The following is a 20,033-nucleotide window of genomic DNA, read 5'->3' as shown; positions in this document are numbered from 1 at the left end:
CATACCTTCTTTGTTGTATATATAAACTTGAATGGAGTGTCGTATACGCTACTCCATTCAATGAGTATATTAAAATTCTAATGTTTCTTTTGCTTTTTCAATGATATCGTTTTTGTTTGGTAACCAAACGTTTTCAGCTTGTGTAAACGGATAGACAGTGTCAGCCGCTGCAACTCTTGCAATAGGAGCTTCTAATGAAAGAATTGAACGCTCAGCTAATTCAGATGCAACTGTAGCACCAACACCAGCTTGACGTTGAGCTTCTTGAACTACTACCGCACGACCAGTTTTTTCAACTGAAGCGACAAGTGTTTCAATATCAATTGGTTGAACAGTACGTAAGTCAATAACTTCTACTGAATAACCTTCTTTTTCTAATTCTTCTGCTGCTTTTAATGACTCTTGTACCATTGCACCATATGCAATAAGTGTTATGTCATTACCTTCTTGTTTTACGCTAGCTTTACCGATTTCAATTGTGTACTCTTCTTCAGGTACTTCATCACGGAAAGAACGGTATAATTTCATGTGCTCTAAATATACAACTGGGTCATTACTTCTAATTGCAGAAATTAATAATCCTTTAGCGTCGTACGGATTTGAAGGGATTACCACGTGTAAACCAGGTGATTGAGCTAAAATACCCTCTAAGTTATCAGCGTGTAATTCTGGTGTATGAACACCGCCACCAAATGGTGCACGAATTGTAACTGGAGCTTGTTTAGAGTTACCAGAACGGAAACGCGTACGCGCAATTTGTCCTGCTACAGAGTCGAATACTTCAAATACAAATCCTAAGAATTGTATTTCCATAACTGGACGGTATCCTTGTGTAGTTAAACCTAGAGCTAAACCACCAATACCAGATTCCGCTAAAGGTGTATCGAATACACGATCTTCTCCGAATTCTTTTTGTAAACCTTCAGTTACACGGAAAACACCACCGTTAACACCGACGTCTTCACCGAAAAGTAAGACATTTTCATCATTTTGTAATTCGGTTTTAAGCGCATTATTAATCGCTTGAACCATTGTCATTTGTGCCATCGGTTACTTCGACTCCTTCTCTTTATAAATTTCATATTGCTCAGCTAAATTTTGAGGCATTTCATCGTACATATTTTCCATCAAGTCAACAACTGTTTGTTTTTCAGTGTTGTCTGCTTCTTTAATAGCAGCTTTGATTTCAGATTTAGCACGTTCGATAACTTCGTTTTCTTTTTCTTCAGTCCATAAACCTTTATTTTCAAGGAATTTTCTAAAGCGTACTAATGGATCCTTTTTCTCCCATTCAGAATCTTCATCAGATGTTCTATATTTAGTTGGATCGTCACCAGCCATTGTATGAGGACCATAACGGTATGTTATTGTTTCAATTAATGTTGGACCTTCACCATTTACAGCACGATCACGCGCTTCTTTAGTTGCTTGATATACTGCTAATGCATCCATACCATCAACTTGGATACCAGGGATACCAACTGAGATTGCTTTTTGAGCTAATGTTGTAGCTGCTGTTTGTTTACTACGTGGTGTAGAAATCGCATAGTTGTTATTTTGAATAACGAAAATTGCAGGTGCTTTATAAGCAGAAGCAAAGTTAATTCCTTCATAGAAATCACCTTGTGACGAACCACCATCACCAGTGTAAGTGATTGCTACAGCTTGTTTACCACGTTTTTTAATACCTAATGCTACACCAGCTGTTTGAACATACTGTGCACCGATAATAATTTGTGGACTTAGAGCGTTAACTCCTTCAGGCATTCTATTACCTTTAAAGTGACCTCTTGAGAATAAGAAAGCTTCCGTTAAAGGTAAACCTTGCCAGATTAATTGTGGTACATCACGGTAACCTGGTAAAATAAAATCTTCTTGCTCTAAAGCATATTGTGAAGCTAATTGTGAAGCTTCTTGTCCTGCTGTTGGAGCATAGAAACCTAGTCTCCCTTGTCTATTTAATGAAATAGAACGTTGATCGAGGATACGTGTCCATACCATTCTTTCCATTAATTCAACTAATTGCTCGTCTGACAATTCTGGTAATAAATCTTCATTAACAACATTGCCATCTTCATTCAAAATTTGAATCATTTCAAATTTAGATTCAGTATCATTCAATACCTTCTCTGCATCGAATTGGGCTTTTAATTTCTGAGCCATTCAATTCACCAAACCTTTCCCGTATAGTAGAAATTCATTTTATCCTATCACATTGTACCACAAAACTGTTACACTGTTAAACAATTTGAAAAAGTTCTGTAATACTCAAAATGAGTACAGTTTTTCAATCTGTACTAATGAAAATTATAACACTGTACCACCAAAAATTCTGCGTTTTAATCTAGAATCTTCCTTTTAAATGTAAGCGCCCACAATGTTCATGCTATAATCGATTAACACAAATTTCAAATGTATTGCATCCAGTTTTAAGCAAGACTATCTACATCTTCTTTTTCTTGATTAACTTTGTTCATTGCATCTGAATATTTTTTAAACGCTTTATTCATATCTTTGTATGATTTTGATACTGCTTCCGACTTTTTATCGATTTCAGCTTGATCCACTTGATTACCTGACGTATATTTGAACATATCTTTCTCTTTAGTCAATATATTTTTATAAGCTTTAGAATAATTGTCGTGTGCTTTGTACTTATCTTTAAGGGCATTATTCAATTCTTTAACTTCTTTTTTCTTTTGTTTATCACTTATGTTATCGACATGCTCTTGTGCTTTTTCAAACTCTTTTTCAGAATCATCAAGCGCTTTTTCTTCTTTTTCAAACTCTTTTTCTCTTTTTTCTACGTTATCCACTACTTTTTTTGAAGTTTCTTTAACTTCCTGCTGATCTTTTCCGTTTATTTCTTTTACTAATTTTTGTTTTTCTTGCTCAAGACTATTTAATTTTTTACCCACTGATGAAACAGGTTTCTCTTCATCAAATGCTTTTTGTACTTTTTCATTGTAGTCTTTAATTTCACCTTTATCTGTTGTACAACCTGCTACTAAAATTGTAGAAGCAAGAACTGCACCGATGCCATATTTTAATTTCATTTTGAGAAATCCTCCTTTATTTGTATGATATATTATATAATATTTTATGATAAATCAAATCTATCACTGTATTTTTCCTATTAAGTTTTGGTATATTTTATATTAAGGAAGGTGTATGAACAATGTTAACAATGAAAGATATTATCCGTGATGGACATCCAACACTTCGACAAAAAGCACAAGATGTGCCACTACCGATTTCTGATGAAAATCGCAATATATTAAAATCAATGCGAGAATTTTTAATTAATAGTCAAGATGAGGAAACTGCTAATAAATATGGTCTGCGTTCAGGCGTTGGGCTTGCTGCCCCTCAAATCAATGTTTCTAAAAAAATGATAGCTGTATACTTACCAGATGATGGTGATGGCAAAAGCTATGACCTTATGTTAGTTAATCCAAAAGTAGTAAGTCATAGTATACAAGAAGCTTACCTACCCACTGGTGAAGGATGCTTAAGCGTAGACGAAAATATTCCTGGTCTTGTCCATCGTAAATATAGAATTACAGTAAAAGCTACTGATATTGATGGTAAAGAAGTTAAATTACGTTTGAAAGGTTACCCTGCAATTGTGGTCCAACATGAAATTGACCATATTAATGGTGTTATGTTCTATGATCATATAAACCAAAACAATCCACTTGCACCACACGATGATGCAATAGAAGTTTAACTTACACAGATTAAAAAATACCGTTAACAATTTGATAATTTCAAATTGCTAACGGTATTTTTACATAAAGTCATCTCTTCGTTCATGGTAAGGAATTTCGAGTTCTTTTAATTCTGATTTCAATATATTTAACTCTTGAATATCTATAAACTCTGGATCATGATTATGTTTTACGTAAATTTGATTACCATTCACATTATCAATAATTTCATTATAATTAAAAAACATGATTACTTGTTCAGCACGCACCTCAAAAGTTACATCTTGAAATATTTTGTCAGTTCGTTTTTTTTCAACTTTTACATCTTCAATAATTCTTTTTACTTGATCCATTTTTTCATCACCCTCAACATCACTTTCACTACGTTAATCTTCTTACTTTGCAATGATAATTATTTTCCTTTTCAATATTATCTTATAATAACTTTCATTTCTTACTCAAGCTTAAACTTATTTTTTTACAAATTTTCTGAAAAAATATGAAGTTAATTTTACATTCTATATAAAATATGAGCCTAATTGTTCGTATTAATGGCACGCAACAAGATAAAACTGCTTTATTTATTCTACTACATCATGTAAAATGAGAGGTAACTGAAAACATACAAACAATTATATTTGTGTTTTTCTAATCGAACGAAATTAAGAAAATCGCCCTAGCAACATACTGGGATAACTAGTATGTTGTATTTCTATAATGGTAGCGTAAACATCACGTTTTTGAAAATAATGATGATTCATCATAATCCTCATCATTTTCATCCCACTTATAACACTAGGGTTTTACAATAAAAAAAGAAAATCAATAGATGATTTTTAGGAGGAAAATAATAAAATGGCAGTATTTAAAGTATTTTATCAACATAATAGTGAAGAAGTAATCATACGTGAAAACACGCAAACGATTTATGTTGAAGGACAAACAGAAGAACAAGTTAGAAGATATCTAAAAAACCGTAATTTTAATATTGAATTTATAACTAAATTAGAGGGCGCACATTTAGAGTATGAAAAACAATCAGATCATTTCAACGTGGAGCAAGCTGAATAATGAAACAAATTCATAAAAATGAAGTTGCGGTTTATGCACTTGGTGGCTTAGGTGAAATTGGTAAAAACACTTACGCCGTTGAGTATCAAGATGAAATCGTTATTATCGATGCCGGAATTAAATTTCCTGATGACAATTTATTAGGTATCGATTACGTTATTCCTGATATTACTTACCTAGAGCAGAACCAAGATAAAATCGTTGGGCTGTTTATTACTCATGGACACGAAGACCATATAGGTGGTGTGCCCTACCTATTAAAGAAAATTAATGTCCCTATATATGGCGGACCATTAGCTTTAGGCTTAATTAGAAATAAATTAGAAGAACATCATCTGCTAAGAACTACAGAACTTATTGAAATTGAAGAAAGTAGCGTAATTAAATCAAAACACTTTGAAGTTTCATTCTATTTAACTACGCACAGTATTCCAGAATCCTATGGTGTCATTGTAAACACACCTGAAGGTAATATCGTGCATACAGGAGATTTCAAATTTGATTTAACACCGGTTGGTGAGCCTGCTAATATAGCTAAAATGGCTAGACTTGGTGAAGAAGGTGTTCTATGCTTACTCTCTGATTCAACCAACTCATTAGTACCTGATTTCACATTAAGTGAACGCGAAGTTGGTCAAAACGTCGAAAAAATATTCAGAAATTGTAATGGCAGAATTATATTCGCTACATTCGCTTCTAATATTTATCGTGTTCAACAAGCCGTAGAAGCCGCAATTAAACATAATCGTAAGATTGTAACTTTTGGTCGTTCGATGGAAAATAATATAAAAATCGGTATGGAATTAGGTTATATCAAAGCACCACCAGAAACATTTGTTGAACCTAATAAAATCAACACAGTTCCGAAACATGAACTCTTGATTTTATGTACTGGTTCACAAGGTGAACCAATGGCTGCACTTTCAAGAATTGCCAATGGTACCCATAAACAAATTAAAATAATACCCGAAGATACGGTTGTCTTTAGTTCATCACCTATCCCAGGTAATACAAAGAGTATTAACCGTACGATTAACTCATTATATCGTGCTGGTGCAGAAGTTATTCATAATAAAGTATCGAATATCCATACCTCAGGACATGGTTCTAAAGGCGATCAACAATTGATGCTACGCTTATTACGCCCTAAGTTCTTCCTACCCATTCATGGTGAATACCGCATGCTAAAAGCACACGGTCAATCTGGAATCGAATGTGGTGTCGAACCCGATAATGTCTTTATATTTGATATAGGTGATGTCTTAGCTTTAACACGAGACACAGCACGTAAAGCTGGTAGAATTCCTTCAGGAAATGTACTTGTCGATGGTAGTGGCATTGGAGATATAGGTAACGTAGTTATTCGCGATAGAAAGCTATTATCTGAAGAAGGCTTAGTAATCGTTGTAGTTAGTATAGACTTTAATACGAACACACTGTTATCAGGCCCAGACCTTATTTCAAGAGGTTTCGTATATATGCGCGAATCAGGGCAACTGATTTATGATGCACAACGTAGAATTAAAACAGATGTAATTGCTAAGTTAAATCAAAACCCAGAGATTCAATGGCATCAAATTAAGTCATCTATTATCGAAACGTTGCAACCTTATCTATTTGAGAAAACTGCACGTAAACCAATGATATTACCAGTTATTATGAAAGTTAACGAAGATGGTAATCAATCATATTCTAAAAAGACTAATAATAATCAGCCTAAACCTAAGAAAAACAACACGAAGGCACCCGCTAAATCTAAAAAGCCAATAGATAAGAATAATAAAAAAGTTAATAATAATAATAAACAAAAACAAAATATTAATAAAAAGCAATCAACAGATTCAAAAGATTCAACAGATACACCATCAAACAAAGAATAGTGGTAAGTTGTACAAAATGTTGATTTGCGATAGCAAACATAAACAGAATTAATATTAATTAATAACGGTTCGTTTAGTAAGTACCAATACAAAGATGAAGTTGAGACGTCATTTCAAGTCTCAGCTTCATCTTTTTTATTGAAATTTAATCACTAGCATCTTAATCCCTAAATAAAAAATACGCTTAAAAGTAGCTATTGTATAAGTGGCTACTTTTAAACGCATTTTCTATCTTTAACTTTTATGAAATATATAATCATTATAACTTTTCATAAATTATTAATTTTAATAATCTTGTGCTAATTATCTCACTACTTTTTTCTCAAAACGATTTAAATCATTATCGTGTCCTATCATTATTAAAATATCGCCTATTTCTATACTTAAATTAGGATCTGGAGATACTAAGATTTCTCTACCACGCTTAATGGCAATAATACTAATGCCAAATTGTGCACGAATGTCCAATTGTATAATTGTTTGACCGGCCATTTTCTCACTTGCTTTGATTTCAACAATAGAATGTTCATCTGCCAGTTCTAAATAATCCAACACACTTGCACTAGCAACATTATGCGCAATTCTTCTTCCCATATCTCGTTCTGGATGCACGACCGTATCAGCACCAATTTTATTTAAAATCTTAGCATGATAATCGTTTTGGGCTTTTGCTGTTACTTTCTTCACGCCTAACTCTTTTAAAATTAAAGTCGTTAAGGTACTAGATTGAATATTTTCTCCAATAGCAACAATAACATGATCAAAGTTTCTAATACCTAAACTTTTCATCACAGCTTCATCCGTTGTATCTGCTACAACAGCGTGTGTTGCAATATCACTATATTCATTTACTCGAGCTTCATTCATATCTATTGCCATAACATCCATGTCTAATGCATTTAGTTCTCTTACTATACTTCCACCGAATCGACCTAGACCGATCACCACATATTCTTTATCCATATGCGTCCTCCAATTTAAAAATTGTGGCATATTAATTGAAATCGTTACTTTTAGAAGTATTACTTTCAATTAATATAACCACATTTGAAAATATTAAGTTATTTTTTGCCTTCTACATATTTTTTATCGAAAACAAATAATCTTAATAATAATATTAACGATGGAATGAGTAAAAGTAAACCTAAAATAAACACAATAATTAAAGCTATTGCCATACTACTATTTACAACACCTTCATCTATGCGAATGTAAGGATACAATATATACGGCAATTTACTTGCGCCATACCCGAAGAATGCAAAGCCCATTTGTAAAATCACTAATATAAATGCAAAGCCATGCCCTTTTTTCATAAGTGTTAATAGCATTGCTCCAACAAAACATATAAAGCTTAGTAGGAACATCCACCAATAATTTGTTACTGCATTTAAAAAGTGCCCTTCATTTTGCAAACGCAATGACAAGAATACAAATAATGATACTGCGATCATAGGTGCTCCCCAAATTAAGAACCAATATCTCAATAAATTGTAAGCTGGTTTATCTTTTGCTTTAGAAGCGTAAAATGTAAGAAACCCTGATGAGATATAAAGTACTGAAATAATCGCTAAAAAGACTACTGACCATGAATATGGACTAAGCAATAGTTCTAACCAGTTTAAATCTAAATGATTTTCTGTGCCAGTGATATAACCACCTTCAGATATCGTTAACGTTGTAGCCAGTGCAGCTGGAATCAATAATCCAGCAATGCCGTACATTGCTAACCAAGGTAACTTTGTATCTGGACCATAGTTTTCAAAAGCGTAAAAGCCACCTCTAATTGATAGTAAAATCAACGCGATTGACGCTGGCAATAGTAACACTGTGCCAAAATACTTCGCTGCATCCGGGAAGAATCCAACCATTCCTACGAAGAAAAATACAAAGAACACATTTGTTACTTCCCATACTGGATTTAGATAACGTGCGATTAAATGATTAATTTTCTTATCCTGCTTCGTAATTTTTGCATGTAGTGTAAAAAAGCCTGCACCAAAATCAATTGAGGCGATAATGATGTAACAGAACAAGAAAATCCAAAGCACTGAAATACCAATATAAGCAAATATCATTCTGCTTCACCTCTTTCTGAAGCTAATGCTTCAACGTCTTTATAAGCTGGCTTATGTCTAAACATACGAATCAGTACATAAGCAGAAGTAACTATAAGCACGATATAAAGTAATCCAAATAATATCGTCACGAGTGTTAGGCCACCTGCTTGTGTTGCGGCATCAGCTACTTTTAGATAGCCCCGAACCATCCATGGTTGACGGCCTTGTTCTGTTAAGAACCAACCAAACTCAATTGCCAACATGGCTGCAGGTCCAGTCAATAATGCACCATATAACATTGGTTTAGAATGTGTAAATTTCCGTAACTTTTTAAATACAAGCGTCAACACGTATGCACCTGATACTACAAGGCAAAATACACCCATAGAAACCATTAAGTCAAAATAATAATGTACAATCATCGGCGGATGTAATTCCTCAGGGAAATCATTTAACCCTTTTACTTCCGTATTTGTATTATTATCTGCTAAGAAGCTTAAAATACCAGGGATTTTAACCGCACCTGAAACCTCTTGTGTTTTTTCATCTAAAGAACCAAATAGTACTAAATCTGCATTTGATTCTGTATCAAAATGCCACTCATATGCTGCTAGTTTTTCTGGTTGCTCTTGATGTAAGAATTTTGCTGACATATCCCCAGCTAACATTGAGCCCAAGGTGAATATCACACCTAGAATCATAGTTAATTTAAGTGCTTTTTTATGATACTCAGTATCTTTTTTAAATTTATTTCTTAATAATTTGAATGCTGCAATAGCTGCTAATACAAATGCCATCGTCATTAACGCAGTGGCTACAACGTGAAATGAACGTATTAAGAATGAATCATTAAACATTGCTACTAGTGGCTGTACGTTAACCATTTTACCGTTTTTCATTTCAAATCCAGCAGGTGTGTTCATGAATGAGTTAACTGCTGTGATAAAGAACGCGGAGAATGAGCCACCTAATATAACCGGAATACTTATTAGAAAATGTGTCCACTTCCCTTTAAAACGATCCCATGTATATAAGTAAATACTCAAGAAAATTGCTTCAAAGAAGAAAGCAAAAGTTTCCATAAACAATGGTAATGCTATAACGTGACCGCCCATTTGCATAAACGTTGGCCAAAGTAAAGACAATTGCAAACCAATAATAGTACCGGTTACAACACCAACCGCAACTGTGATGGTATAGCCTTTAGACCACCTTTTAGCCATAGCCGTATATGATGGATCATTTTTCTTAATCCCTAAAAACTCAGCAACAGCAAACATGACCGGTACACCTACTCCGATTGTTGCAAAAATTATATGAACTGCGAGTGTCATCGCAGTTAAAAAACGTGCTAATTCAACTGAATCCATAATATCACCTTTTTTATTTATTTGTGACAAAAATCACAACGTCTATTCATTATAAACTGCTTTACTTTTTTTTGAAATAAATTGCGCTCAAAATAAAGTGACAAATTAATGACCAATAACATGTAATTTTTAAACTTGAATAATTTATTAAAGTTTCTTATATTTAAGTAAATTACAATTATGAAAGGACAAAGTACCATGACTGAAATTATAATTTACACTCAAAATGATTGCCCCCCTTGTACATTTATCAAAAATTACTTATCAGATAAAGCAATTGACTATACTGAAAAAAATATTAGCAATTCAAAATTCAGAAAGGAAATGATAGATTATGATGCATTTGCTACACCATTTATCTTAATAGACAACGAACCAATGTATCAAATTGATATGGATAAAATCAATCAAAGTCTAAACTTAAGTTAATTGGCTTTGTCCTCATTAACTCATATATCAAACCTAACTCAGAAAGTTTCTTTTTACAACAATTGTGTATTGAAAGACTTGAATAATAAAAAAACTGTTCACAAAGTTATTTAACTCTGTGAACAGTTTTTTGGTTAAAGCGATACACTAAAGCAATTCAAACTTATATGCATTCGCTTACAAAATTATTCAAAATTTTTATTTTGCGTATTGTTCAACCAATTCTTGCACTTCTTCTGAAGTCGCACAATTAATTGCTCTATCCGCTAGTTCTTCCATTTCATTTTGACTTAAACCTTTGATTTGTCGACGTGCTTTCAATATAGATGTCGCACTCATTGAAAACTCATCTAAACCTAGACCTAATAGCAATGGAATAGCAGTTTCATCTCCAGCCATTTCTCCGCACATACCAGTCCATTTTCCTTCATTATGTGAAGCTTTAATCACTTGTTTTACTAAACGTAAAATTGAAGGATTGTATGGTTGATACAAGTAAGAAACACGCTCAGACATACGATCAGCAGCCATTGTATATTGAATCAAATCATTTGTACCAATACTAAAGAAATCAACTTCTTTAGCAAATACATCTGCTAAAGCAGCAGTTGATGGTATCTCTACCATAATACCTAATTCAATATCGTCAGATACCTCAATGCCTTCGTTTGTTAAATTCTCTTTTTCTTCCAATAATAATGCTTTTGCATCTCGAAACTCTTTAATTGTGGCAACCATTGGGAACATGATATTTAATTTACCGTAAGTAGATGCACGTAATAATGCTCTTAATTGTGGTCTGAAAATATCAGGTTGATCTAAGCATAAACGAATTGCACGATATCCTAAGAATGGATTCATTTCTTCAGGTAAGTTTAAATATGGTAACTCTTTGTCGCCACCAATATCTAAAGTACGTACAACAACACGCTTATCTTCCATTGTTTCCAACACTTTTTTATAAGCCTCAAATTGTTCATCTTCAGTTGGCATTTCATCTCTACCCATATATAAGAACTCAGTACGGTATAATCCAATACCTTCTGCGCCATTTTCGATAACACCTTTTAAGTCATCTGGTGTACCTATGTTAGCAGCAAGCTCTACATGCGTTCCATCAGCTGTTGTTGAAGGTTCATCACGTAATTGTTGTAACGCTTGCTTATCTTCAAAGAAACGCTCACGTTTATTTTGGTACGCTATAACTTCGTCTTCAGTTGGGTCAATAATTACTTCACCAGTTAAACCATCAACGATAATCATATCGCCTTGTTTTACTTCTTTAGTAATTGATTTAGTGCCTACAACTGCAGCAATTTCTAATGAACGACTCATAATTGCAGAATGTGATGTTCTACCACCAATATTTGTAACAAATCCTTGTACAAATTCTTTGTTTAATTGAGCAGTATCTGAAGGTGTTAAATCGTTTCCGATTATAACAACGCTTTCATCAATCATACTAGGATTCGGTAATTCTACACCTAAGATGTGTGCTAATACACGTTTGGAAACGTCTCTAATATCAGCAGCACGCTCTTTCATGTATTCATTATCCATTGATTCGAATATTGTGATAAATTGTCCAGTTACATCAGATAATGCAGTTGGTGCGTTAACTTGTTCGTTTTTAATTTTATCTTCAATCGGTTGAATTAATTCAGGATCATCTAAAACTAATAAATGTGCATCAAAAATCGCTGCCTTATCGGCACCTAAATTCTCTTCTGCATTATTTCTAATCTTAGTTAATTCAACTTTAGATGTTTCGATAGCATGATTAAACTTAGCAATTTCAGCGTCGATATCCGTTACTTTTTCATTATCAAATGAAAGATCAGGTTCAACTAATAAATATGCTTTAGCAATAGCTACACCATCAGATGCAGCTATGCCATTAATATGATTAGACATAATTATTTAGTTAATCCTTCTTTAGATAAGATATCTGTAATTGCTTCGATTGCGTCAGTTTCATCGCTACCATCAGCGTAGATAGTGATTTCAGCATCTTTACCTACACCTAAACTCATAACACCCATGATTGATTTCAAGTTAACTTTTTTACCATTATATTCTAATTGAATATCTGAGTCGAATTTTGAAGCTGTTTGAACAAGCATTGTCGCTGGACGAGCGTGGATACCTGTTTCGTCAATAATTACATATGATTTTTGTTCCATAATATGATATCTCCTTCGTATAGTTAGAATCGTTAGTTTATTATAAAACCTAGCATAGTTTTATATAATAACATTACCAAATTATACATATAAATTCAATTCGTTGCACCCATGATATGACAATATTCAACGAATTTTAATCATTTTGTGAAAACGCTATAGTTCTAAACAAGTGTTTTCACAACTTTTTCACATTTTTGAATGTGTTCTTCCCCTATTTTCTTCATGAAGTAATAGCTTATTGAAGCAGAGATTGCTTGGCCAAGAATAGGAAACCATTTAGTTTGTTTAGCCGCTACTCGTTTTGCTACATCTCGAATAACTACTTTCAATATTGCATTAGATACTTTTTTACCTATAAATTGACTTCCTTGAATGGCAGCCGCTGCAAAAACACGTTCTTTCATATCGTCTCCCATATTATTAACTTGTTTATGGTCAAGACCATAAATCTTGTTTACATCTTCAATTATATCTCTCATGAGTTTAATATCTACACCAAAGTCTAAACCTGGAATTGGTACAATACTCACACTCGAAGATAAAACTGATTTTTTTCTAACAAGTGCTTGTGCTCTTTCACGGCGTTCCTCAATTTCAATATTAGTTGTAGGTATACTACTTTTTTGTTTAATATCTTCAATTTTTAATACTTTATTGCCTACTTTATTTGTAAATTTATTTGTTATTTTATTTTTAAAGCTCATCTCGTTCACTCCTTAAGTAAATTCATTCACATTAAAAATAATACCCTTTTTTCAAAGTTTTACTTTATTTTTACAAAAATAGCTTTTAAATATTTAGAAGGTTTATAATGAGGATGTGTTTTAAAGTCTTTAGGCAAGCCCATTACATCAACAATTTCATAATCTACATTTTCAGCTTTTAATGTTGTATTCACTACATTTTTAAATGCTTTTAATGAAAATGCACTATTATTTGTACACAATAATAACGTGCCGTCTGGTCCAAGTATATCTAGCGCACCTAAAATTAATTTATCGTAATCTTTTTGTACAGAAAACGTTTTTTTCTTATTTCTAGAAAAACTTGGAGGATCTATAACAATTGTGTCATAAAATAAATCATGACGACGTGCATAATTATAAAAATCAAATGTATCCATTACATAAATATATTGCGATTTAGGATCGATACTATTTAACCCTAAGTTTTCTTCAGTTAACGCACGAGAACGGTTTGCTAAATCTACACTTGTTGTCATTTCAGCTTTTTCTGCTGCAACGACTGAAAATGCACCTGTATAACTAAAAACATTTAATATTTCTTTATTTTCTGCGTATTGGTCTTTTAATTTTTTACGTACTTCTTTCTGATCTAAAAAGATGCCAGTCATCGGCCCATCGTCTAAGTGTACATTATAAAAAGTAAAGTTCTCTTCAATTACAATTGGAAATTCTGGTGCTTCACCATCAACAAAGCCACCTTCGATTTCTGCATCTTTAAAACGCATTTTTTCATATACTGAAGTGTAAGGAAAGACCGCTTTTAAGGCTGACAGTACATTATAACGGAATTTATAAATCCCTTTTGAATACCATTGAATTAAGAAATGTCCATCGTAGTTGTCTATTGTCAGACCGCCAACGCCATCTCCTTCACCATTAAAGACTCTAAAAGCGTTTGTTCCGTCGATATTATAAAAATACGTTCTTTCAGATTTTGCTGTTTCAAATAGTCTTTCAAAAAATTGCGTGTTAATCACTTCATTTTTATCATAACTTAAAACCCATCCGATTCCTTTATGTTGTTTACCAACATATGCAGTAGCAATATATTGTTCCTGATTATTAACTAAATAAAATAAATCTCCTTCTTTTAAATGGTCATGTGAGTAAATATCATCTTCATCTATAAGTGGATATTCATTTAAATACTTTGTTTCTTTACCTCTATTTAATGTGGCAGTTTTCATAAAATTATGTCAGCCTTTCTGCTTTTTATATTTATAATTTTTCTTCGCTTACTTATTCTATCATCTCAACCTTATCGTAACATCAATTATCTTTAAATAACTACATTATTGTTAGTAAATATTAAAGGCCGAGACAACTAATATATGTCTCAGCCTTTTAAAGATTATATTGGAAAAATCTGACTAAAATTGAAAAGTATGCTCATTTGTCACAAACTTGATTCTTTAATAGTCACTATTACCAGAGTCAGTCGATATCATCTTATTTATTCAATAAGATTTAACGCTTCGTCTTATCTGCTTCAATGTCCTAGTGCATTAATATTTACTTGGTTCACGTAATTTCATTACAAAAGCTACTACAATAGCAATTAACATAATTAGTAATATTGGTGTTATGAAAATTGATAGTAATAAGCCATGTACCATAATATTCACAAATTCAGTTAGTAATTTGAAAAATAATAAACTGACCATGAATAGTTGTAAATAGTAAAATCTATCTTTCAAGAAATTTGTTAATGTCGTTAATATATAAATAATGATGATAAACATTAACAGCAGCAATGTTATCCACTCAATTACGTATTGTGTTTGAGAAATCTCCCAATTGCCAGACACAAACAATGAATTTCTATTGTTAAATTCAATTAAAGTAAAAAACAATAGGACTGCGCCACAAAATAATTCTACATACGCTGATTTTACCCATTTTGGTATTTTCATCCAATTAGGAATATCATCCTCTTGAATATCAATTTTTTCTTTCCACTTCGTAATGAATTTATCTTTTTTATCTCTTGCTTTTTGAATATCTACACTTCTACGTGTCTTCCTAGTAAATTCTGTCGTTTTATCTTGTATGTTTTTCCACGTTTCTTTCGTTTGATTTGTTACTGTGCCTTTACTTGTTCTAGATAATTCCGGTTCTTCTTCACCAAGTTCTTGCTTAGTTAGTGGAAGGGATCTTCTTAAGAATAAAAAGTTCCAAATTGACATTTGACCTAGTAACCACATGATTATGAAAAATGTGTTCACACTTAAAATATCAATCGGTATAATTTCATCACTATCAATTCTTCCGTATAGCACAATTTGCGTGAGTAAATAACTAATACCATAACTGAAAATAATCCAAAGATAATGGTATTTTCTATGATCTGTATTTAACTCATCCTTATAAACGATGTAACCAATGTGAATTACAAATGGTATTACGAAAATAATAGCAAAGAAGCTATAAACTTGAGTCATTAATATTAACGTGATAATAAAGAACAATATACCAACAACTAAAAAGAATATTGAAATATCATAGTCGTATCTTGTTGTTCTAAATAGAGTGAAACCAAGCAAAATAACACCAATACCGAATAAAATGATTATAATGGCACTAATTACTGGGAAATTCCCAATATAATTGCTTATTACTCTAATTATTTCACCAAAGAATGCGTTTATAAAATCCCATACATTATGAATATGTAAGTCAATTTTACCCTTGTTATTTAATTTATCAATTAAAGGTAAATTAATTAAAATGATGAGACCTGTGAAAAGCGAAACGATGCCTATAATATAACTATACAATATCTCAGCGTGTTTCTTCAAAAAAGACATACCATTCACCTCAAAAGTTATTATATATTAACATTTAGTTCTTGTCTTTAAGAATTTAATAAATACGTCCATAGTATGATATAAATCGATGTATAGTCAACTTTCCACTTATATCATACATTTAAACAATAAATTGATTATAACTAAGACTAAAATTTAAATCACTAGTTTTGTTTGATTTTTTTATGTTGTGGTATGTATATATTATACAAGCCATATAGTTTAAAAGGAGTGTTTAATCTATGAGTAAAGAAGAATTAAACAAAAAAGCCGCAGAACAAGCAAAAGAAGCGGAAGATAAATTAAAAGATAAGAAAGAAAAAGCTGATGATAGTACAGAAGAAACTAAAAAGAATGTACAAGATTCATTAGACTAAATGTTTCAATAATATAAGTATCACGTGCTTTAAAATATAAATGTAAATTCGACAAGTGAGGGTAGAGCATAATTATGCTCTACCCTCACCTTCTTATGTGATTTTTCAATGTCATTTCATTAGTATAGATATGATATGCTTTAAAACAATATTTCTAGATGAAAACATTATATATTAAAATGCAATGCGATAAGATGTGTATTAATATAATAGCTCATCTTCGTCTTATATGAGCACCTTGATTAAATGATAGAATTATTAGCTCTAATGGCAGTAAAGTACATACATTATATATTAAATTTAATGGACAGTCTTGACATTATCCCACAAAAGTCATACATTATAGTTAAATTTAAAATTATCATTCGCACTAGGGGTGTTTTGTGACTGAGATGAGGTATACCCTCAAACCCTTTGAACCTGATCTAGATGAAACTAGCGTAGGAAAGTGTACTAATCACCTATTTTCAGGTATTTGTATGCCTATATTTTAACGCGCAACTTTCTAGAAGGTTGTGCGTTTTTTATATTAGGAGGCGTTTTAATGTCAAAAGGATTAAAGCTTTCAGAAATTCTAGTGACTGTATTAATTGCTGTTGTTTTTGCAGTTATTTACAACATATGGAATTTTGTGTATAAAGCGTTACAAGTTACAGGATTACATTTTGAAGAATTAACATATGGTGCTTGGTTCATGGCTGCTATCGTTGCATACCTAATTATTCCTAAAGCTGGTATTGCAATTTTAGCTGAATTTGCTGCTGGTGCCGGTGAAACTATTGTCATGGGCCGTTTTGATATAGCAACTATGGTCTATGCCTTATTACAAGGTGTAGCCTGTGAAATTGTATTTGCTATTTTCAAATATAAATCTCGTTCAGCAATGATTGCAATGCTCGCTGGACTCTTAGCTTCTATTTCAACATTACCTTTAGACTTTGCTTATGGTTATTTAGGTGAAATTGCAGGTTGGAATCTAACGTTATATATTGGCTTCAGACTTATAAGTGGTATCGTCGTTGCCGGCCTAATTTCCTACTATATTGTAAAAGCATTGGATCAAACGGGCGTAACCAAATTGTTTAGACCTGCTTCAGCAAGTGACTATGATAATTTATAAGGAGCAATCACGTTGATAGCTACAAAAAATTTACGATTAAAATATCCAAACGGTAAGAGAAAGATATTTGATAATTTATCACTTCAAATCAACGAAAACGAAAAAGTACTTTTACTAGGTCCATCAGGTTCTGGCAAAAGCACTTTGTTAAATGTATTAAGTGGCATTGTACCAAACCTTATTGATTTACCTATCAAATATGATGAATTGATTATCGATGATTCTAGTAGTGTTATATTCCAAGATCCAGATAGTCAATTTTGTATGCCTAAAGTTGACGAAGAATTAGCTTTTGTTTTAGAAAATCAACAAATTCCTCGCCACGAAATGGATGAACGTATAGATAACGCATTAAAAGCCGTCGATTTAAAAGTTGATAAAAACCAATACATTAATCAACTAAGCGGTGGTATGAAGCAGAAACTAGCAATTGCCGAAACGATATTACAACAATCGAACACCTTATTTTTAGATGAACCTACCGCAATGTTAGATGTTGAATCTACTGCAGAATTATGGGGTAAAATCAAAGCCCTGTGGCAAGATCAAACAGTTATTATTGTCGAACACAAAGTGAATCATATATGGCAACATATGGATCGTGTCATCTTATTAAATTATGAGGGTGACATCATTGCCGATAACACGCCCGAGGAAATCTTGAATGAACATGAAGATTTGTTAACAGAATATGGTGTTTGGCACCCGAACGCATGGCAATATGCCCCACCAACTATGCATTTCAATAGTGGTAGCGCAAACTTAGACCTTGAATTTGATAATGTAACTATAAAACGTGGTAAGCGAAATCTTGTTAATATATCTCAATTAAATGTAGGTACTGGAGAATGGATTACAATTACAGGCGCAAATGGCTCTGGAAAAACATCATTACTCGAATCAATGATGCAATTAATTAAATATGAAGGACGTATGTTAGTGAATCATCGGCCTTTCAATAAAATTAAAGTAGCCGCTAAATATATGTATTTAGTTTATCAAAATCCAGAGTTACAATTCATTACCTCCTCCGTTTATGATGAAATTTATATTCAATATAGAAATAAATTTAATTCTAAACAAGAAGCTGAGACGCAGACTGAAGCGATGTTAGAAACGCTTAACTTGTTATCAGTAAAGTCTCAACATCCTTATGAACTTTCAATAGGTCAAAAAAGACGTTTAAGTGTTGCAATCGCACTAAGTTCATCATCTGATTTCATATTACTTGATGAGCCTACATTCGGCCTCGATAGTCATAATACATTTAATTTAATAAAATTATTTCAACAACGTGTAGCAAGTGGTCAGACTATTGTTATGGTTACACACGATTCAGAAATTATATCTCGTTATCCAACACGAAGACTACATTTATCACATCACGTCATAGAAGAAATGGCCGGTGATTCTTATGTTTGATATTTGGAAGAAACATTATACTTTTGTAGATGATGTAAATATAATTACTAAGTTAGCAATCGCTATTATTTTATTTTTCTTTGTTATATTTGTTCATCAATTTGATTTCATGCTCTACATTGTATGCTTGATGCTACTATTTTTGTTGGCTTTTAATGGTTTGCAATTAAAAATCACTTTAACTTTTGTTATTTTAACAATGCTATTCAGCCTCATATCTGCGTTGTTTATGATTTTTTATGGTGATGGTACGCACACACTATTCCAATTTGGTTTTATCCATATTACTTCAGAGAGTTTATATCGTGGCTTACATTTAGCCATGCGTACGACTACCATCTCATTTTTCGGGGTTTTAATTGCTTTCACTTCTCAGATTGTTTTAGTTTTTTACAGTTTAATGCAACACTTAAAAGTAAAACCTAAAGTTGCTTATGCCTTTATGGCAGCAATTCGTATGGTTCCACTTATGTTCATTTCATTAATACAACTTAGAAAATCATTAAAAATGCGTTATCAGTTAATTAACGCACAAAATTATCGTGGCTTTAAAAAATTAAAACATTTATTAATTCCTTTGTTAAGCCAAAATATTCGTAAAGCACATCAGCTATCTGTAGCAATGGAAAAAAATGGATTTAAAGATGGTCCAAGAACATATTATTATTATGCGCCTTTCTCGTATAAAGATTTTCTATTAATTTTAGTAATGGGTATCATGTTATTAAGTGCTTATTTATTAGCTCAATACATTCCCATTACTGGCATTGAAGATATACGTGTAACAGATATTTATTAAAAGGATTAACCACTTTTTAAGTAGACATATTATCCAAAAAGAAAAGCGATTGGACA

Annotated in this window: 20 protein-coding genes and 1 riboswitch; of the genes, 8 read left to right on the top strand and 12 right to left on the bottom strand. The window is 32.2% G+C overall.

Annotation, left to right across the window (positions count from 1 at the left end; genetic code table 11):
- Positions 1-69: 69 nt before the first annotated feature.
- The 3 genes from BTM19_RS10305 to BTM19_RS10295 all read right to left on the bottom strand — a co-directional run bounded on the left by BTM19_RS10305 (position 70) and on the right by BTM19_RS10295 (position 3,056).
- On the bottom strand, positions 70-1,047 hold the full coding sequence (locus BTM19_RS10305) for an alpha-ketoacid dehydrogenase subunit beta (RefSeq protein WP_017724146.1): 978 nt from the start codon (positions 1,045-1,047) through the stop codon (positions 70-72).
- 3 nt (positions 1,048-1,050) lie between these two features.
- A complete protein-coding gene (pdhA, locus tag BTM19_RS10300; RefSeq protein ID WP_017724145.1) occupies positions 1,051-2,163 on the bottom strand; it encodes a pyruvate dehydrogenase (acetyl-transferring) E1 component subunit alpha in 1,113 nt (370 codons plus the stop codon).
- Positions 2,164-2,429: 266 nt separating this feature from the next.
- Entirely contained in the window at positions 2,430-3,056 is a 627-nt protein-coding gene (locus BTM19_RS10295) for a YkyA family protein (RefSeq protein ID WP_029379073.1), read from the bottom strand.
- 122 nt (positions 3,057-3,178) lie between these two features.
- Here BTM19_RS10295 and def point away from each other — a divergent pair, with 122 nt between their 5' ends.
- A complete protein-coding gene (gene def, locus BTM19_RS10290) occupies positions 3,179-3,730 on the top strand; it encodes a peptide deformylase (protein ID WP_038678281.1) in 552 nt (183 codons plus the stop codon).
- Positions 3,731-3,790: 60 nt separating this feature from the next.
- Here def and BTM19_RS10285 read toward each other — a convergent pair whose 3' ends face one another.
- Entirely contained in the window at positions 3,791-4,063 is a 273-nt protein-coding gene (locus BTM19_RS10285; protein WP_029379075.1) for a hypothetical protein, read from the bottom strand.
- Positions 4,064-4,565: 502 nt separating this feature from the next.
- Between BTM19_RS10285 and BTM19_RS10280 the strand changes: the two genes are divergently transcribed.
- Together BTM19_RS10280 and rnjA are read left to right on the top strand one after the other, a co-directional pair.
- Complete coding sequence (locus tag BTM19_RS10280) at positions 4,566-4,781, top strand: DNA-dependent RNA polymerase subunit epsilon (RefSeq protein WP_029379076.1); 216 nt, start codon at positions 4,566-4,568, stop codon at positions 4,779-4,781.
- On the top strand, positions 4,781-6,661 hold the full coding sequence (rnjA, locus tag BTM19_RS10275; RefSeq protein ID WP_038678279.1) for a ribonuclease J1: 1,881 nt from the start codon (positions 4,781-4,783) through the stop codon (positions 6,659-6,661). Before BTM19_RS10280 ends, rnjA begins: the two co-directional genes overlap by 1 nt.
- Before the next feature lie 303 nt (positions 6,662-6,964).
- Here rnjA and BTM19_RS10270 read toward each other — a convergent pair whose 3' ends face one another.
- The 3 genes from BTM19_RS10270 to BTM19_RS10260 all read right to left on the bottom strand — a co-directional run bounded on the left by BTM19_RS10270 (position 6,965) and on the right by BTM19_RS10260 (position 10,091).
- Entirely contained in the window at positions 6,965-7,624 is a 660-nt protein-coding gene (locus BTM19_RS10270; RefSeq protein WP_017724139.1) for a potassium channel family protein, read from the bottom strand.
- 98 nt (positions 7,625-7,722) lie between these two features.
- The gene (locus BTM19_RS10265; protein WP_038678278.1) at positions 7,723-8,739 is read right to left on the bottom strand and encodes a cytochrome d ubiquinol oxidase subunit II; all 1,017 of its coding nucleotides are present in this window, start codon (positions 8,737-8,739) and stop codon (positions 7,723-7,725) included.
- Positions 8,736-10,091, bottom strand: a complete 1,356-nt coding sequence (locus tag BTM19_RS10260; RefSeq protein ID WP_029379079.1) for a cytochrome ubiquinol oxidase subunit I — start codon at positions 10,089-10,091, stop codon at positions 8,736-8,738. Before BTM19_RS10260 ends, BTM19_RS10265 begins: the two co-directional genes overlap by 4 nt.
- Before the next feature lie 198 nt (positions 10,092-10,289).
- On the opposite strand from BTM19_RS10260, the gene BTM19_RS10255 reads away from it, so the two are divergent.
- The gene (locus BTM19_RS10255) at positions 10,290-10,520 is read left to right on the top strand and encodes a glutaredoxin family protein (protein ID WP_029379080.1); all 231 of its coding nucleotides are present in this window, start codon (positions 10,290-10,292) and stop codon (positions 10,518-10,520) included.
- Positions 10,521-10,718: 198 nt separating this feature from the next.
- On the opposite strand, the gene ptsP is transcribed toward BTM19_RS10255, so the two are convergent.
- The 5 genes from ptsP to auxA all read right to left on the bottom strand — a co-directional run bounded on the left by ptsP (position 10,719) and on the right by auxA (position 16,259).
- Entirely contained in the window at positions 10,719-12,434 is a 1,716-nt protein-coding gene (ptsP, locus tag BTM19_RS10250; protein WP_042362936.1) for a phosphoenolpyruvate--protein phosphotransferase, read from the bottom strand.
- A gap of 2 nt (positions 12,435-12,436) precedes the next feature.
- On the bottom strand, positions 12,437-12,703 hold the full coding sequence (locus BTM19_RS10245; RefSeq protein WP_017724134.1) for a phosphocarrier protein HPr: 267 nt from the start codon (positions 12,701-12,703) through the stop codon (positions 12,437-12,439).
- Positions 12,704-12,867: 164 nt separating this feature from the next.
- A complete protein-coding gene (locus BTM19_RS10240) occupies positions 12,868-13,410 on the bottom strand; it encodes a hypothetical protein (protein ID WP_029379082.1) in 543 nt (180 codons plus the stop codon).
- Positions 13,411-13,469: 59 nt separating this feature from the next.
- Positions 13,470-14,639, bottom strand: coding sequence for a class I SAM-dependent rRNA methyltransferase (locus BTM19_RS10235; protein ID WP_029379083.1), 1,170 nt, complete (start codon positions 14,637-14,639; stop codon positions 13,470-13,472).
- 318 nt (positions 14,640-14,957) lie between these two features.
- Positions 14,958-16,259, bottom strand: a complete 1,302-nt coding sequence (auxA, locus tag BTM19_RS10230) for a lipoteichoic acid stability factor AuxA (RefSeq protein ID WP_029379084.1) — start codon at positions 16,257-16,259, stop codon at positions 14,958-14,960.
- Between the two features lie 242 nt (positions 16,260-16,501).
- Between auxA and graF the strand changes: the two genes are divergently transcribed.
- The 4 genes from graF (at position 16,502) to BTM19_RS10215 (ending at position 19,977) form a co-directional block, all read left to right on the top strand.
- Positions 16,502-16,636, top strand: coding sequence for a glycopeptide resistance-associated protein GraF (gene graF / locus BTM19_RS13100; protein WP_194185128.1), 135 nt, complete (start codon positions 16,502-16,504; stop codon positions 16,634-16,636).
- Positions 16,637-16,998: 362 nt separating this feature from the next.
- A riboswitch (TPP riboswitch) is annotated at positions 16,999-17,100 on the top strand.
- Positions 17,101-17,180: 80 nt separating this feature from the next.
- On the top strand, positions 17,181-17,756 hold the full coding sequence (locus tag BTM19_RS10225) for an ECF transporter S component (protein ID WP_029379085.1): 576 nt from the start codon (positions 17,181-17,183) through the stop codon (positions 17,754-17,756).
- 12 nt (positions 17,757-17,768) lie between these two features.
- Positions 17,769-19,178: an ABC transporter ATP-binding protein gene (locus BTM19_RS10220; RefSeq protein WP_029379086.1), complete on the top strand. Its 1,410-nt coding sequence runs from the start codon at positions 17,769-17,771 to the stop codon at positions 19,176-19,178.
- Entirely contained in the window at positions 19,171-19,977 is an 807-nt protein-coding gene (locus BTM19_RS10215; RefSeq protein ID WP_029379087.1) for an energy-coupling factor transporter transmembrane component T family protein, read from the top strand. Before BTM19_RS10220 ends, BTM19_RS10215 begins: the two co-directional genes overlap by 8 nt.
- Positions 19,978-20,033: the final 56 nt, after the last annotated feature.

It is taken from the genome of Staphylococcus xylosus, from assembly GCF_002732165.1.
In the GTDB taxonomy this organism is placed as follows: Bacteria; Bacillota; Bacilli; order Staphylococcales; family Staphylococcaceae; genus Staphylococcus; species Staphylococcus xylosus.
Note: the sequence above shows the minus strand (reverse complement) of the source record. Positions and strands in the feature narration are given on the sequence as shown.

Coding starts and splice junctions, on each gene's coding strand:
- BTM19_RS10285 (WP_029379075.1), bottom strand. CDS start 4,063: ATGGATCAAGTAAAAAGAATTATTGAAGATGTAAAAGTTGAAAAAAAA.
- pdhA (WP_017724145.1), bottom strand. CDS start 2,163: ATGGCTCAGAAATTAAAAGCCCAATTCGATGCAGAGAAGGTATTGAAT.
- BTM19_RS10265 (WP_038678278.1), bottom strand. CDS start 8,739: ATGATATTTGCTTATATTGGTATTTCAGTGCTTTGGATTTTCTTGTTC.
- ptsP (WP_042362936.1), bottom strand. CDS start 12,434: ATGTCTAATCATATTAATGGCATAGCTGCATCTGATGGTGTAGCTATT.
- BTM19_RS10270 (WP_017724139.1), bottom strand. CDS start 7,624: ATGGATAAAGAATATGTGGTGATCGGTCTAGGTCGATTCGGTGGAAGT.
- auxA (WP_029379084.1), bottom strand. CDS start 16,259: ATGTCTTTTTTGAAGAAACACGCTGAGATATTGTATAGTTATATTATA.
- BTM19_RS10280 (WP_029379076.1), top strand. CDS start 4,566: ATGGCAGTATTTAAAGTATTTTATCAACATAATAGTGAAGAAGTAATC.
- BTM19_RS10255 (WP_029379080.1), top strand. CDS start 10,290: ATGACTGAAATTATAATTTACACTCAAAATGATTGCCCCCCTTGTACA.
- BTM19_RS10235 (WP_029379083.1), bottom strand. CDS start 14,639: ATGAAAACTGCCACATTAAATAGAGGTAAAGAAACAAAGTATTTAAAT.
- BTM19_RS10295 (WP_029379073.1), bottom strand. CDS start 3,056: ATGAAATTAAAATATGGCATCGGTGCAGTTCTTGCTTCTACAATTTTA.
- BTM19_RS10215 (WP_029379087.1), top strand. CDS start 19,171: ATGTTTGATATTTGGAAGAAACATTATACTTTTGTAGATGATGTAAAT.
- rnjA (WP_038678279.1), top strand. CDS start 4,781: ATGAAACAAATTCATAAAAATGAAGTTGCGGTTTATGCACTTGGTGGC.
- def (WP_038678281.1), top strand. CDS start 3,179: ATGTTAACAATGAAAGATATTATCCGTGATGGACATCCAACACTTCGA.
- BTM19_RS10240 (WP_029379082.1), bottom strand. CDS start 13,410: ATGAGCTTTAAAAATAAAATAACAAATAAATTTACAAATAAAGTAGGC.
- BTM19_RS10245 (WP_017724134.1), bottom strand. CDS start 12,703: ATGGAACAAAAATCATATGTAATTATTGACGAAACAGGTATCCACGCT.
- BTM19_RS10305 (WP_017724146.1), bottom strand. CDS start 1,047: ATGGCACAAATGACAATGGTTCAAGCGATTAATAATGCGCTTAAAACC.
- BTM19_RS10225 (WP_029379085.1), top strand. CDS start 17,181: ATGTCAAAAGGATTAAAGCTTTCAGAAATTCTAGTGACTGTATTAATT.
- BTM19_RS10260 (WP_029379079.1), bottom strand. CDS start 10,091: ATGGATTCAGTTGAATTAGCACGTTTTTTAACTGCGATGACACTCGCA.
- graF (WP_194185128.1), top strand. CDS start 16,502: ATGAGTAAAGAAGAATTAAACAAAAAAGCCGCAGAACAAGCAAAAGAA.